Below are 15,399 nucleotides of genomic sequence, written 5' to 3' on the forward strand. Positions count from 1 at the left end.
ATAAGGAAACAGAGCGAATGGAAAAACTCATTGTTTTCTCCATTCGCTCTGTTTTTATGGACTTTTTAGACAAGCCCTTTTTCATTAATTTTCTTCTATTTCTTTTCGATTTTTCTTAAACAGTTTAGATAATAATTCATAAACGATCGGTACGATAATTAGTGTTAGAAGTGTTGAACTAGTTAAACCTCCGATAACAGTAATACCTAATCCTTTGGAGATTAATCCTCCGCCACCTTCAGAACCAACTGCTAATGGTATTAAAGCACCGATAGTTGCAATAGCCGTCATTAGAATTGGACGAAGACGTGTTGCACCAGCCTCTAAAATTGCTTCGCGCATATCCATACCTTCGCGCTCTTTATGAATAATACGGTCCACTAATACTATCGCATTCGTTACAACAATACCGATTAACATGAGTAATCCCATCATAACCGTTACAGAAATGGTTTCTCCAGCTATTAACAAGCCAACAAATGAACCAATTACGGCAAATGGTAAAGAGAATAATATGGCAAATGGCGCTAACCCTTCTCCATATGTGACGACTAGAATGAAGTAGACAATTAATATAGCCGCTAACATTGCCACTCCTAATTGTGTAAACGTTTCTTGCATATCAGCGGTAACTCCGTCTACCCCAATTTCTACTCCTTTAGGTAATTTAAGATCCTCTAATTTTTCATCAATTTCTGTTGAAGCTTTCGTAATATCTTTGCTTGTAATCGTACCTGACACAGTCGCATAATATTGTCCTTTACTACGTGATAATGTATTAGATACGGAGCCTTTTTCAACGTCAACAATATCAGAAATTTTTACTGGTGTCCCAGTTGCAGAAGGAACTTGTTGGTTTAAAAGATCATCAATAGATGTTGGAAGTTTAACATCTCTTTTAATAATAACATCTAAATCTTTTCCATCTTTTTGAACTGTTGTTAATACCTCTGTTGTACGATTTGGATTTAACATCATCACAATTTGTCCTGTTGTTAAACCATGTTGCAATAACGTTTCTTGTTCAACATGAAGGATAAATTCATCGTAGTTTTCTTCTAAACTAGATGAAACATCTTTTAAATATTTGCTATCTTGCATGATTTTTTCAATGTCACTGACAGCTTTATTTAAATTATCTAGATTTTCACTATAAACTGTATAACTTAATTCATTTCCAGATATTGAACCTGCTGTAAAGTCTTGGCTTTTCCATTCACCAGCATGATCTACATTTTTAACATAGTTAAGTATTTCATCTTTAACTTTAGGGAAGTTTTTCGTATCTGGATCAAAAATGATATACATTAAAGCACCTTTAGATCCACCGCCCATCATCGCTGACATAGGATCCGCTGAATTATTTACGGATATTTGGACGATTTCAACATCATCACGTTTCAACATTTTATCTTCAATTTCACTAACATTTTTCAGGATTGATTCTTCTAGCTCTCCTGGTTCAGGGGTATATGTTAAATACATGACTTTCTCTTCTTCACTGCCTAAGAAACTAAAACCAATGATTGGAGTAAGCATTAAACTTCCCACTAACAATAGAACCGAAACGAGCGAAGTAATGATTTTATGATTTAACGTCCAATTTAAGAATCGTTTATAGTATTTTGCTAATGCTCCTATTTCTTTATGAACTTTTTCCTCTTTTGCACTGTATAACTTTTTCTTAAACAATGTATGAGATAATGCAGGGACAATTGTAATCGCTACTAGCAATGATGCACCTAGAGAAAACGCCATAGTTAAAGCAAACGGTGCAAACAATTCCCCTACCATTCCTCCAACAAAAACAAGCGGAGCAAAAACAGCTACTGTTACTAATGTAGAAGCAAGAATAGGTTTAAACATTTCAATCGTTGCTGAACGAATAAGAGCTCTACCTTGAAGCGTCTCGTCCTTCAAATGAAGACGTCGATAAATATTTTCAACAACTACTATGGAGTCATCGATAACACGACCAATCGCAACGGTAACAGCACCTAATGTCATAATATTTAAAGTAATATCCATCCAATTTAAAATGAGTAGTGCCATTAAAATGGAAACTGGAATAGAAATTATTGAGATAATCGTAGATTTAATATCTCTTAAGAACATTAAGATAATAAGAACAGCTATTCCGCCACCAAATATCGCTTTACTTAGCATTGTGTTTACAGATTCTTCAATCGGTTCACCTTGGTCGAGTGAGTAATCAATGACTAGACCATCGATTTTATCTTGATACTCTTTCACTAATTTTTTTACGTCGTTGACTACTTTTACTGTATTCGCATCTTGGGCTTTAACGATTTGAATAGCAATGGCATCTTCCCCATTTGTACGGGAAACTGATTGTACTTTACCGACTACCTCAATTTTGGCAATATCCCCCAATTTCACAAACGGAACAGGATTTTCAGGTGTTGGTTTTACTGGAATAAGCATGTTTTTTAATTCATCAGCAGTCATAAATTTACCATCAATGGACACTGCTTGTTCTGCTTCTTCAAACTCAAATAATCCTAACGATACACTCATATCGCTAGCTTTGATCATATTCGATACATCTTCTTCTGTAATACCTAGTTGAGCCATTTTTTGTTCGTCATAAGTTAGCTCTACCTCTTCAATATGTTGCCCAGTAATGGTAACAGACGCAACACCATCAATACCTTCGATTTTTGGCACTAGTATATCCTCTACAGTAGAGGTAAGATCGACAATATCTTCTTTTTCACTACTTGCACTTAGAACCAATACCGGCATCATATTCATGCTTAAGCGAGTAAGTATCGGTTCTTGAGCTGTATCAGGTAATTCAATAGAATCTAATACATCTTTAACCTCGCGTTTTGCATCATCCATATTTTTCCCATAATCATACTCTACTTGGATCGCTGACATACTAGAGTATGAATTGGAATAGATAGCTTTAACTCCCTCTAAGTTTTCTAACGACTTTTCTAGAGGGATAGACACATCCTCCATGACTTGCTCAGGAGTAGCTCCTGGATAAACAGTCATAACCATTAAGTAAGGAATATTGATATCTGGAATCGTCTCCATCTTCATTCTTGACCCAGAGTATAAACCAGACAATGTTACAATTATAGTAAGCAACCAAACGGCTAGCTTATTTCTCTGTACAAAATTAACAATTGCTTTCACGCTTCCACCTACCCTTTCTTGACTAAACAATCGCCATTCCTTTATACTAATGACTAATTGGTCAGTTGTCAACTCATACATAAGGAGTTTCGAAAAATGTCAAAAAAACAACTTATTATTGAAAAAGCCATTGAGTTATTTGCTACAAAAGGAATTGAAGCCACCTCTATCCAACAAATTACGGAACAATGCGGAATATCAAAAGGAGCCTTTTACTTATCTTTTAAATCAAAGGACGATCTAATAGACTCAATCATTGACTACTTTATGCAGCAAATAACCGCGGAAATTGACCGTGTAGTCAGAGACAATGAAAACCCGCAAGTAAAACTATATAATTTTTATTTTACTATGTTTCAATTGCTTACTAGATATACTGATTTCGCAAAAGTATTTATTAGCGAACAACATAGTCTTATTAATGAGTCCTTATTAGAAAAAATTTATTACTATGACCATTTAACGAATAAAACAATAATAAGCTTACTTGACGAAATATATGGATCAAATATTAAATCATCAAAGTATGATTTACTCATCCTTATAAAAGGATTCATTAATGCCTATTTACAAATCGTTTTTTCAAATAGAATTAGAATAGACATTGAGCATCTTGCCCATTCATTAGTCGAAAAAACAAATTTGCTTGCCCATCATGCAAAAATTACAGTTATCAACGAAAGCCTTTATAACATAATTCAGAAACCGTTTCATTTTGAAATAACGAATGAACAAATATTAACAGAAATTAATAAACTGATTGATTATGTAGATACCCCCTTAGAAAAAGAATCACTATGTCTTTTAAAAGATTACCTTTTTACTAATCCAATAAAACTAGCCATTGTATTAGGCTTATTAAAAAACCTTGAACATAATGAACATTGTCAATGGCTCATCTACTTAGTTAAACAAAAATACTTAACTAATCACAAGGATTCACAAATATATTAGACGATTCATTCCTTTAAAAGTTCCAAGTTTAAAGTATTTTTTTAGAGAAAAATAAAAAAAGGGTGAGATTGTTCACCCTTTCTTCACATTTTCGTTAATTTGTTCTCGAATTTGTTGCAATTCATCAAGAGAAAGTTTATCCAGCGTCTCTTTAATCTCTTTTACAATTTTTTCTCGATTTTTTTCTAGATATTGACTCCACCACTCTCTTAATCCATCCGTATGATTCAATAAGTATTCGAAATCTATGACTTCAACATTTTCATCAGAAATATATTCCAACACCGCTCCTAGCATCCGATTTAACTTCATTATTTCATCTTCGTTACGTTCAAGATTCTCTTCAACCTCTTTTTTATTAGATTCACCCTTTTTAGGCATCCTTTTCCTCCTACCAACCATCATTTTTCATAGTTTACCCAAAACTGTATCATTATTCAAAAGTGTTAAATATAGCATCTAATGATAGAACCTAGTTTCTTTCCAAATTCAGTATTTTGACTAACTGTTGATTCATATAGTTTGGATCATATTGAAAATCCCCTTTAAACCAAGCAATAATCATTCCTAAAATAGCATTGGTTTGATAAGCCATTAATATATCTTCATCGATGTTTTTTACATGTTGAATATCATTTCTTAACAGTTTACTGATTTCCTCAAATAGCAAATAGTAATATGTAAGAGGGGCATTTCTTGAAAAAACAATTCGATAAAAGCTTTTGTATTTTTCAATATGATGGAAAATACGGATCGTCTTTGGATTTAACTCACTAATTTTTATCATAGAAGCCTTTCTATATGGTTCAAAATATGAATTCGCAAAATCACTCATAATTTCTTTAAAATATTCTTCAAATACATCTTCTACCTTATCATAATGAAAATAAAAAGTTCCTCTATTTACCTTAGCTTTTCTGCAAAGTTCTGAAACCGAAATCGTATCTAAAGGTTTATCTTTAATTAGTTCAAGAAGAGAATTGTGTAATGCTTCTTTTGTTTTTATTACTCGAAGGTCAGTTCGAGGCATTTTTTTCACCTTTTTTGTACACTTTATTTTAATATTGTTCAATATTGAACATTTTATATTATTTTGATTATTGTAAAGATTTGTCTATTTTTATTATAATTTTTATTGAACAGTTGTTCAATAAATGGAAGGGGGTAATCCCATGAGATTAAAAGATAAAGTAGCTATTGTAACAGGTGCTGCATCCGGCATGGGAAAAGCAATTGCTGAAGCTTATGCTAGCGAGGGTGCAAAGGTTGTAGTTTCAGATTTAAATCTTGAGGGAGCAACTGCAGTAGCTGAAGCAATTAAAGCAAATGGACAAGAAGCGTTTGCCATTCAGACAAACGTTGCTTCTGAAGAAGACTTAAAGCGTTTATTTGATGAAACAATAAAGACATATGGAAAATTAGATATACTAGTCAATAATGCCGGTATTATGGATGGAATGGAACCTGTAGGTGAAGTATCGAACGAACGTTGGGAAAAAGTATTTGCCGTAAATACAACAGCTGTTATGAAATCTATGCGTTTAGCTATTGAATTATTTTTAAAACAAGGACACGGTACGATTGTCAACAACATATCTGCTGGTGGTTTGTACGGGGCTAGAGCTGGAGCAGCCTATACCGCTTCCAAACATGCAGTCGTTGGATTAACAAAAAATACAGCTTTTATGTATGCCAATAGTAATATTCGTTGTAATGGAATTGCTCCTGGTGGGATTGCAACAAACATAGGTGCTTCTATGACTAATATAAGCGAGTTTGGTTTTAAACGTCAGCAACTCGGAATGGCTATTAATCCTCGGATCGGCCAACCGGAAGAAGTTGCGACACTCGCTGTATTTTTAGGATCAGACGAATCTAGTTTTGTAAATGGACAAATCATCGCTGTCGATGGTGGATGGACAGCTTACTAGATTTTATATGAAAACCTGCTTATTAGCAGGTCATTTTTTTGTTTCCTCCTCCGTTTTCAATTTTTTTCAGTAACTTTTTCATTCCAAAATATACAAAAAAATATGAACCTTTCAAGATATACTTATGGTATAATTTGGTTATACAGGATGAAAAAATTCAGTTCCCCCTTTTATAAATCCATATTTCGGAGGATAAAAATGGACGATTTCTTAATTATATTAACGCTCATTCCTTTAATTCTATTAATATTTATAATTAAGTTAATGATGGAAATAAGAAATTACACCAAGATCTTAACTGAACAAAACAAAGCAATCTTTAAGAAATTGAAGGAAATTAATGACAAGAGTTAATTATTTATCATGATATTGTAAACAGTGACCATTTACGTCACTGTTTATTTATCTATCTAAAATTTGTTCACTACTTTCTCTTTCTATAGGAAGTGTACAACAGCGAAAAGAACCGCCTGACTTTATGATTTCAGAAATATCTATTTCAATGACATCAAAACCACGTTGACGAAGCTGCTTATTCACACCTTTATTTACAGGCAAACTTAATATTTTTTTATTGCCAATGGATAAAACATTTGTCCCAAGAGTAAATTGTTCTTCTTCTGTAACTTCAATAAGTTCGTATCTTTTGCTTAACATCTTAATATATTCTTCTGTTAAAGCTTCTGGGTAAATAATAGCCGTTTCAGGGGAAACAATATTAAACACACAATCTAAATGTAAATATTTTTTTGGAAAATCGATGGGAATAATTTTAAACTGCTTATTTAATAAATCACTTAAATGATCAATCGCATCTTTCTTCGTTCGGTTGCTTAGCCCGATAAAAATCGTATCACGATCGATAATAACATCTCCACCCTCAATTTGAAGTCCCATGATATTGTAGTATGAAATGTTTTCATCTTCCAACCACTGTTTTAAAATATCTTCTTCACCACTTCTAATACTATTTGCCATATCTGCAACAAATATTGTTTCTCCTAGTGTAAAGCCAATATCTCTTGTAAATACTTGTTCTGGAAATTTTCTATGATAAGGTAGTAAGAAAACTTCAATATCAAACTTTCGAAGAGTTTCAACAAATTCATTATGTTGCTGTATAGCCTTTTCAACATCTATTCCTTCTTCTTTGAAATGCTTCTGTACTTCATTAATAACGTCGCGGATGGTCATATATTGAGGCTGACATAGTATCACTTTTTTTAACACGTCGTACTCCGTATAACAATGAATACGATGAGGCTCATTATGTTGATTTTGTTCCATTTCTTTCCCTCCTAACTAATGGTAGTATCTACAACAAAGGAAAGGATTATGTTTTCATTTGTTAGGCTGTTATTAAAGAAAATTGAAGAATTTATGTCTGTTTTAGAAAAGGACCAAAAAATATAATCATTCATGTTATAATCTCGGGGAAAGGCCTTGTAGGAGGGAGACTGACAATGAAACAAACATTTATGATTATTTCAATCCTAGTATCAATTTTTTTAGTTGCTTGCAATAATAACACATCCAATAAAGATCATCTATCCAATAATGAAAATGAAAATGTAAAAGAATTAGTACAAAAATATAGTGAAAGAAAATTTAATGGTGATCAAACAGCATCTATTACTTCACAAGAACTCATTATCACTGAAAAAGATGGAAGGGAAGTTGTTTATGACTTGCCGGAAGATGAGTTTTTTGTTTCTATTGCCCCTTTTATTCAAAAAACTCACCCTTGTGAAAACCATAGCTTAACGGGTTGTCAAGGAGAATTAGTGAATGAGGAATTCGACGTTTATATCGAAGACACTAATGGTAATGTTGTTGTTGATAAAAAGATAACATCTTATTCCAATGGCTTTATTGATTTATGGTTACCTAGAAATGAAACATTTTCTGTCACGATTAAACATAATGGTAAAACCGCTCAGACAGAAATTTCAACATTCAAAGACGACGGGACTTGTATTACAACGATGAAGTTGATGTAAATCCAATAAAATTGCCACAAACCTTTTCTAAGGTCGGTGGCTTTTATTTTTAAACTATTCGCTTTTTTAGTTCCTAAATTTCATGTATTAGTGAAAGTTGAGAATGTCATCATTGATTACATGAATTAATAATAATATATCTTCATAAATGAGACATCTAAGATGCTCGTCACTACATCTAAAATAATCTATTAACAATTGATGGATTTCATTTTTAAATATATTTTGTTCTTCAATAGGAACCATACAAATGTCTCCTAATCATATTTTTTCATATGATACCGACCATCCAAACTAGTACTTTTCTCCTGTTTGAATCATTATTAAATAGGAATATTATAGTTATATATACCCGCTATCATTCATTGATAAACTTCTATTTTATTTATACCAATCGGCTTTTTCCATATGTACAAATGGAATATCCGTATCTACCTCTCCAAAAATCCGGTTTTCATTAAAGTCCTCACCATTCAACCACTTTGAAAAATCAAACTTTGTTGGTGTTTGATCTCCTCCCAGTGCCATCCATGCTTCCATTTTTTTCGGAAAGTAAGCGGATGTATGAATCGTTCCAGCCCAATCTTTATACAGTTTTGAAAATATCCCCTTATCCGTATCATTTAGTAAATGAAATGCTTCCATTTCATTTGTGATTTTAGAACGATGTTGCTCCATTACATCTAGTCTTTTTTTCGAATCATCTAGCTGAAATCGATTTTCTTCTGTCATTATTTCAAAATGATTAGTACAAGTGTACCCCTTCCTTATTTCTACTCTCCTTGGTGACGTTTCTACTATCGTTGGAATTTCACAAGTTGGATCGAATAACACATAACTAAATGATCCCCGGTGTGGAATTTCTTTCAGTAAAGATACACCATCTCCGACATTTGGACAAAGTTCAAGAATTAGTCTTCCAATCATATGACAAATGAACCCATCGCCCGGCCGTTTTCGATTCATAAAGGTATATCCCATAGATAATCCTTTTTCATTCATTCCGTCGCTTCTTCCCGTGATTCTTTGGCTTACTCCTATCGTAGCAAAGCCACCATCCGTTGGTTTGAAAATGACGTAACGACCATCGTATGTTTTCGGGTGATAATCATAATTTCGGATCATAAAATTCTTTCCTACATAGATGGAACAGCCGGATGGACGAATATTTAGCCGATACCCACCAAATTCCATTAACACTTTTTCCATTGTCCATTTCAAGGAATCCTGTAGTCCTACAAATTCCTCCCAAATGAGCGGTGCAAACCTTTTGAAAACTTGTTCTGTTTCTAAAATATCTATTTTAAACAGTGGTTTTCTCACCTTCCACTGCCTCTCACGATTTTTTACAATAATAGAATCCTTCATTAATTCCCCTTGCATCACACCAAAATCATAATGGGACCCTCGAAATTGAATGACATCTGTATAGATTTTTTTCATCAATTGTCCTCCGGATGTTTTAAGTTTGAAATAAGAAAAGATGGTCCGAGAAAAAAAGGTAACAGTTCAAGAAAAATCTAAATTAGTTCAAGAAATCTCTTAATCGCCGTTGCCTATGTTGCTTTTCCTGCATGTAATAATACCTTGTCTTTACCTAATAAAATAGAAAGAAGAATCGTGAAGGCTCCTGTTCCTAATAAGAGCCATTCTATTTTTATCATATCTGAGATTGGTCCAAAAATAAGCATCCCAATAGGCATCATTGAAGTCGAAATCATTCCCATTACACCGAATACTCGCCCTAAATAATTTTCTTCTATTTTCTCCTGTAATAGTACGGTTGTTGGTGTATTAAAAATTGGCATCGCCACTCCGAATATTCCCATAAAGGTTAAATAAATAAAAAAGTTCATTGGAATACCGAGTGCAAACGTACATACTCCCATGATGACACTTGCCAACGCCATTGTTTTCACTCTGTTTTGAAAACCGCCCCAAGAAGCAATAATCGCTCCTCCAGAAATCATTCCAATAGAAAAGGCAATTTCAATAGCTGTTAATCTCCATACGTCATCTCCAAAACTTCTTGTAACTTGAAGTGGTGTTAAGAATGCTGCCGGTGCCATTAAAACGAAGAAAACTGCAAAATATAAAAAAAATCTCTTTAAAAATGGATGATGTTTCACATATTGCAAACCTTGTTTAAAATCGCTAAAATAACTCATCGATTGTTTCTCTGCCGCTTTTTGATGTACGGAAATGTTTAAAAAAACTAGTAATATGAAAACTGCAATAGCTGCTGTTACGACATCGATAAAAAATATCGATTCTAAGGTAGCGTATGATAATAATGCCGCGCTGACAATTGGTGAAACAAACATGATGATTGCTTGAATACTTCCGTTTATTCCGTTAACTTTTGTTAAATTTTCTTTTGGAACAATTTGAGGCAAAATGGCTCCTACTGCCGGAGTTTGAATTCCTGTACCAAATGCACGAATGGAAGCCATAACTAATAAGAACCATATTGATTCATACCCCATTAAGAATAAAACCGCTAATATAAGCGTGGCAACGGCAATTAAAGTATCCGATAAAATGATAAGCATTTTACGGTTATATCGGTCTGCCCAAACGCCAGCTACTGGTGACAAAAAGAATGTAGGAATAAATCCGCAAATAATAAATAGGGTCATCATGAATCCAGACTCAGTCTCCAACGTGATATACCACATGATCGCGTATTGGACGAGCGATGACCCAAAAAGTGATATCGTCTGGCTTCCCAAAAATATAATAATATTCCTTTTCCAATTTTCATATCCCGTATTCATCAATCTCATCTCTTTTCTCCTATTATTTTTTAAAAAGCCAATAATTTCATATTTTCTATCAATAATTTCCTTCAAATAATGATTCTAATCTTTATTTAGACATTGATACCACCACGCAATATGTTTTTTATTCATAACTACACAAAATAATTATATATAAGGTTTTAAAATAAAAATAGCTGATTTAAATGAAAAAAGACAGTTCCCAATATGAACTGTCACACTTATAGGTTTTTTTCCGCTCCATAAGCTTTTATTAGTTTTATAAACTATTGGATCTTTCAATATACTTGTTCCATTTTTCTTTTTACAGCAATCCAAATTTCACTATAAACGTTATTTTTATCAGACATGTCACCTGTAAATGATATTTCCGGTGCATTTATTAATTCATAATCAGACGAAGGGAGCCACTCTGAAAAAATTTTTCCCCACGTTTCTTGTAGAGCTTTTGGGAATTCACCTTTTGATGAAAAGATTGCCCATGTTTGTTCCGGTACTTCTACTACATCAAATTCATCATCTACAATGTCCTTCGTAGTAAGTACACCAATCATATGATCCAAATAACCTCTTTCTTCCATACGTCCATCATCAAAATTAAAGGATGCATTCACTACTCGAAAAGGTTCTATATTTGCTAAATGATGCAATTTTTCTCTCTGTTTCGGAGTAATGCTTTTGGCTAGTTTAATAATTTCTTGATTTTCTCCTTCAAATTGGATAGGGACTCGTTTTTTTACTCCAACGATTTTAAAAGCTTGTTTCTTCTCAATTCTATAGTCCATATTCATTCCTCCACTCATGATTAATTTGAAGGAGAGTTTAGGAAATGCTTTAAGTTTAGCGCTCTTTTTGACCTCTGAAGGACTAATTCCAGACCATTCTTTAAATGCACGAGAAAAGCCATCCACAGAATCGTACCCGTACTTAAATGCGGCCACTGTCACACTCATTCCTTGTAATAAATCAAAGGTAGCATTTGATAATTTTCTATTACGAATATACTCACCTAATGACATACCAGAAAGGTAAGAAAACATCCTACGGAAATGGTAGATGGAAGTTCCTGTTATTTTTTCCACTTCCGTATAATCAATTTCATCATTTAAATGGGTTTCAATATAGTCGATCGCCTCGTTCAAACTTTTTAGCATTTCTATTCCCTCCTTCCACAATTATTGTAATGGCACGTAAAAATGAATACCCGATAAAAATGAAACGCTTTTTGTAGGATGGTTATCAAAAACATGAAAATAAAATGATTCATTCATTTTAATTAAAGGAATGAATAGACATTGCCTATCTAGTCAAAATTTTTAAGTCTCCGCTTTTCAAATGATACCTTAGGCTAAGAGACCGGTAATGTTAAGATCTATCCCAAAAACTTCTTTTATATTAAATTCTTTCGTCTAGGATAATAATATCTCCTATTAATAGTAAAAAGGCACAAAACTCTTGTAGATGTTTGTAATTTTGTGCCTTTGTTGTACATTAAGATTCAATTTTCTTTACTTCTAAATAAGTGATGTGATGTCCTTCAATTTCATGGACTTTAAATAGATAGTTTTCAAATTCTATCTCTGATCCTAATTGAGCATTGATGTTTTGGGATAAAAACCATCCACCTATCGTATCTAAATCTTCGTGGTCAAGATGAATTCCTAAAAGATTATTAACATCTTCTAATAACAATTTTGAACTAATAATAAAGTGATTTTCATTTAATTGGCGAATATCAGGGATTTCATCTTCATCAAATTCATCGCGAATTTCTCCAACGATTTCTTCTATAATATCTTCAATCGTTACTAATCCTGATGTTCCTCCATATTCATCCACTAATATGGCGATATGGGTACGTTCTTTTTGCATTTTTATTAAGAGTTCGCTAATAGGAATCGTTTCAATGACATGGATAATTGGATTAATAAAGTTTTTAATCTGAAAACCATTTTTATTAATTTGTTCCTGAAGATTAGCCGTTAGGAACTCTTTGACATTAATAAATCCTATTACATTGTCTTTATCTCCATCAATGACTGGATATCTAGTGAAATGCTCAGTTTTTATAATTTCCATAATTTCTTCCAATGAGTCTTGGATAGAAAAAGTGACCATTTCTGTTCGGGGAACCATAATTTCTTTTGCAATTCGTTCATCGAATTCAAAAATATTATTAACATATTTTAGTTCTGATTTATTGATTTCCCCTTTTTTATAGCTTTCCGATAGTAATATTCTTAGTTCTTCTTCTGAATGAGCAACCTCATGTTCAGAGGCAGGCTTCATACCAAAAATTCCTACAACAACACGGGCAGAGCCATTTAATAACCAAATGAATGGATACATCAATTTATAAAACCATATAATTGGAGGAGCAAATAATAAGGTAATGGTTTCAGCTTTTTGAATGGCTACTGTTTTCGGAGCAAGTTCCCCTATGACCACATGCAAAAATGTCACTATTGCAAACGCAATACCAAAAGACAGAAGATGTGATAGTGACTCACTTAAATGATAACGTTCAAAGACTGGATGCAGTAATTTTTCTACAGTTGGATCTCCAATCCATCCTAATCCCAACGCTGTTATAGTAATACCAAGTTGACAAGCAGATAAATACTCGTCTAAATGAGTGACTACCTTTTTCGCAGAAACCGCTCCTTTTTTACCCTCTAATATAAGTTGGTCAATTCTTGACGGCCTTACCTTTACCATCGCAAATTCAGTTGCTACGAAAAATGCTGTTAATGCAATTAATATAATGATTAATAGGATATACACTGTTGTCAACGGAAAGTCTTACTTAAGAGTAAGACCTACACCTCCCTATAAAAAATAATTTAATCTTCCTCGTTTTTACTATCTTCAGAATGAGAAACAAAATTTATTTTAAATTTAGTAATAATAATAATGTCTGGATTAATGATAAACTTTCCTTTGAAATTTTATTTTTGATTTCGTGATATTTCATTTGATTCGTTTGTTCTAATTTTTCTAATATCTCTGTCACTTCTTTTTCTAAACCTCTAATCTTTAATCTAAGTTCTTGTACATCAACTTCTTCAGAGTATTTGTTAATAATCTCTTTTTTAATTTCCTCTAAAGATTTCCCTTCTTTTTTCCTTTGCTCAATCAACGCAATTCGTTCTACGGATGAAACATCGTAATAGCGATAATTCGAAGCAGAACGTTCCGCTTTTAATAATCCAATATTCGTATAGTAATCAATCGTTCTTTTTGTAACATTCGCCTTTTCTGCTAATTCTCCAATTTTAAGTTTTTCTGCCCCAAAAAAAGCACCTCCAAACCATAACGTGATGGTTATACGATTATTATATTTTATTTGTCCTAATTTAATCAATTGATTTTAATTGTCATACTCTTTGTTACAAATAAAGAGAAGCACTTGTTCATGAATAAATTCCTATATGCAAACGATAATGCAATACGAAACGCTGAAACTCCTCTGTAAGCTCTCTTTCTCCGTTTGGCAATATTTTTTTCACCGCTGGTGATAGATTATCGAAACGGATGGTCCTTGGAACTCTACCCATGTAATGGAACATCCTTTTTAATCCTTCCAGGAAACATTCTCTGTTTTGAGATGGCATGACTTGAACATATGCTGCATTACTATTTGGAAATGAAAGAACTAGGAAAGGGAGATTAATATGTTCACCCTTATAGATAAAAGGTGCTTCACCAAAATCTACTTGAGCCGTTGCGGGTTTGGCCTCTAAAGGCAACGCTGCTGATTCATTCTCTTCCAAAAGTTCTTGTTTCCTTTTGGATACATAAAGCCGAACCGAACGATCTGACCCTGTAAAACCAAATTGTTCTTTTAACATTTCATACATTCTCTTTGCTGTTCTTCGATACTTTTTCTTCTTTGTTAAGTCCTCTTTTATCCATTTATCTAATATAGGTTTAACAGGATCCATGACTTTAGCTTTTTTCTTTTGTTTTACCTTAGAGGCACTAAAATCCTCCATTTCTGCATATTTCTTAACTGTTCTTGGATCACGTTTCATCCTCTTGGCAATATCTGAATAAGAACATCCTTTTTGATTTGCCTCATGTCTGATATAATTCATTTCAGCCACTGCTAACATCTCCTTAAATACCTCCCGTTGAACTTGTTAGCCCAACTAGGAGGGTAGTGTATTTGGGAATGTTGGCAAGTGGTTTTTTTTGTCCTCTAGGACCTACATAAATTAATTGCCAAACGTTACATTTTTATTTTGCCATAAACACCCATATCATCTCTTTTCATGGCGAGAGCTATAGACTGTCCCACGCATTGTCGAAAAGGAATTAAATGGGTGGCAAACCTCTGCATTTTTAATTGCATTTTTCTGCACTTTTCTATTGCAAAATACAGGAAGTATTTAATTTCTAAAGATAGTGTTTACAATGGATCTGTTAATTTTAGATTTTCCCTTCTCAAATTGATACAATAGCATTACCCTGTCATCTTCTTTTAATTAAGGCTCTCTGTCAATTGTGGTGGTGTAAATATTTCCAATACTCTCCCTTTGGAAGGAATGTAGGTTAACCTACATT

Annotated in this window: 13 protein-coding genes and 1 pseudogene; 3 read left to right on the plus strand and 11 right to left on the minus strand. The window is 33.1% G+C overall.

The features are described from left to right. Nucleotides 1-84 precede the first annotated feature (84 nt). A complete protein-coding gene (locus AC3ASS_RS11140; protein ID WP_488283605.1) occupies nucleotides 85-3,168 on the minus strand; it encodes an efflux RND transporter permease subunit in 3,084 nt (1,027 codons plus the stop codon). Between the two features lie 96 nt (nucleotides 3,169-3,264). On the opposite strand from AC3ASS_RS11140, the gene AC3ASS_RS11145 reads away from it, so the two are divergent. After that, nucleotides 3,265-4,122, plus strand: a complete 858-nt coding sequence (locus tag AC3ASS_RS11145) for a TetR/AcrR family transcriptional regulator (protein WP_488283606.1) — start codon at nucleotides 3,265-3,267, stop codon at nucleotides 4,120-4,122. 72 nt (nucleotides 4,123-4,194) lie between these two features. On the opposite strand, the gene AC3ASS_RS11150 is transcribed toward AC3ASS_RS11145, so the two are convergent. Both AC3ASS_RS11150 and AC3ASS_RS11155 read right to left on the minus strand, forming a co-directional pair. After that, nucleotides 4,195-4,503: a hypothetical protein gene (locus tag AC3ASS_RS11150; protein ID WP_488283607.1), complete on the minus strand. Its 309-nt coding sequence runs from the start codon at nucleotides 4,501-4,503 to the stop codon at nucleotides 4,195-4,197. A gap of 91 nt (nucleotides 4,504-4,594) precedes the next feature. Continuing rightward, nucleotides 4,595-5,152: a TetR/AcrR family transcriptional regulator gene (locus tag AC3ASS_RS11155; protein WP_488283608.1), complete on the minus strand. Its 558-nt coding sequence runs from the start codon at nucleotides 5,150-5,152 to the stop codon at nucleotides 4,595-4,597. A gap of 142 nt (nucleotides 5,153-5,294) precedes the next feature. Here AC3ASS_RS11155 and AC3ASS_RS11160 point away from each other — a divergent pair, with 142 nt between their 5' ends. After that, on the plus strand, nucleotides 5,295-6,053 hold the full coding sequence (locus AC3ASS_RS11160) for an SDR family oxidoreductase (protein WP_488283609.1): 759 nt from the start codon (nucleotides 5,295-5,297) through the stop codon (nucleotides 6,051-6,053). A gap of 402 nt (nucleotides 6,054-6,455) precedes the next feature. On the opposite strand, the gene AC3ASS_RS11165 is transcribed toward AC3ASS_RS11160, so the two are convergent. Next, nucleotides 6,456-7,340, minus strand: a complete 885-nt coding sequence (locus tag AC3ASS_RS11165; protein ID WP_488283610.1) for a dimethylarginine dimethylaminohydrolase family protein — start codon at nucleotides 7,338-7,340, stop codon at nucleotides 6,456-6,458. Nucleotides 7,341-7,516: 176 nt separating this feature from the next. Between AC3ASS_RS11165 and AC3ASS_RS11170 the strand changes: the two genes are divergently transcribed. Continuing rightward, on the plus strand, nucleotides 7,517-8,053 hold the full coding sequence (locus AC3ASS_RS11170; protein ID WP_488283611.1) for a CueP family metal-binding protein: 537 nt from the start codon (nucleotides 7,517-7,519) through the stop codon (nucleotides 8,051-8,053). Between the two features lie 87 nt (nucleotides 8,054-8,140). Here AC3ASS_RS11170 and AC3ASS_RS11175 read toward each other — a convergent pair whose 3' ends face one another. The 7 genes and pseudogenes from AC3ASS_RS11175 to AC3ASS_RS11205 all read right to left on the minus strand — a co-directional run. Continuing rightward, complete coding sequence (locus AC3ASS_RS11175) at nucleotides 8,141-8,299, minus strand: hypothetical protein (protein ID WP_488283612.1); 159 nt, start codon at nucleotides 8,297-8,299, stop codon at nucleotides 8,141-8,143. A 135-nt stretch (nucleotides 8,300-8,434) separates the two neighbouring features. Continuing rightward, on the minus strand, nucleotides 8,435-9,496 hold the full coding sequence (locus AC3ASS_RS11180; RefSeq protein WP_488283613.1) for a C45 family autoproteolytic acyltransferase/hydrolase: 1,062 nt from the start codon (nucleotides 9,494-9,496) through the stop codon (nucleotides 8,435-8,437). A gap of 113 nt (nucleotides 9,497-9,609) precedes the next feature. Then, nucleotides 9,610-10,830 (minus strand): MFS transporter, encoded by a 1,221-nt coding sequence (locus AC3ASS_RS11185; RefSeq protein ID WP_488283616.1) that lies wholly within the window; start codon nucleotides 10,828-10,830, stop codon nucleotides 9,610-9,612. Nucleotides 10,831-11,111: 281 nt separating this feature from the next. Further along, nucleotides 11,112-11,987: an AraC family transcriptional regulator gene (locus tag AC3ASS_RS11190; protein WP_488283614.1), complete on the minus strand. Its 876-nt coding sequence runs from the start codon at nucleotides 11,985-11,987 to the stop codon at nucleotides 11,112-11,114. A gap of 337 nt (nucleotides 11,988-12,324) precedes the next feature. Next, on the minus strand, nucleotides 12,325-13,626 hold the full coding sequence (locus AC3ASS_RS11195) for a hemolysin family protein (RefSeq protein WP_488283615.1): 1,302 nt from the start codon (nucleotides 13,624-13,626) through the stop codon (nucleotides 12,325-12,327). 94 nt (nucleotides 13,627-13,720) lie between these two features. Continuing rightward, complete coding sequence (locus AC3ASS_RS11200; RefSeq protein WP_488283617.1) at nucleotides 13,721-14,155, minus strand: MerR family transcriptional regulator; 435 nt, start codon at nucleotides 14,153-14,155, stop codon at nucleotides 13,721-13,723. A 118-nt stretch (nucleotides 14,156-14,273) separates the two neighbouring features. Beyond that, nucleotides 14,274-14,948, minus strand: a pseudogene (locus tag AC3ASS_RS11205) (transposase); the annotation flags it as partial. Nucleotides 14,949-15,399: the final 451 nt, after the last annotated feature.

The organism is Bacillus sp. JST-5 (assembly GCF_057747715.1).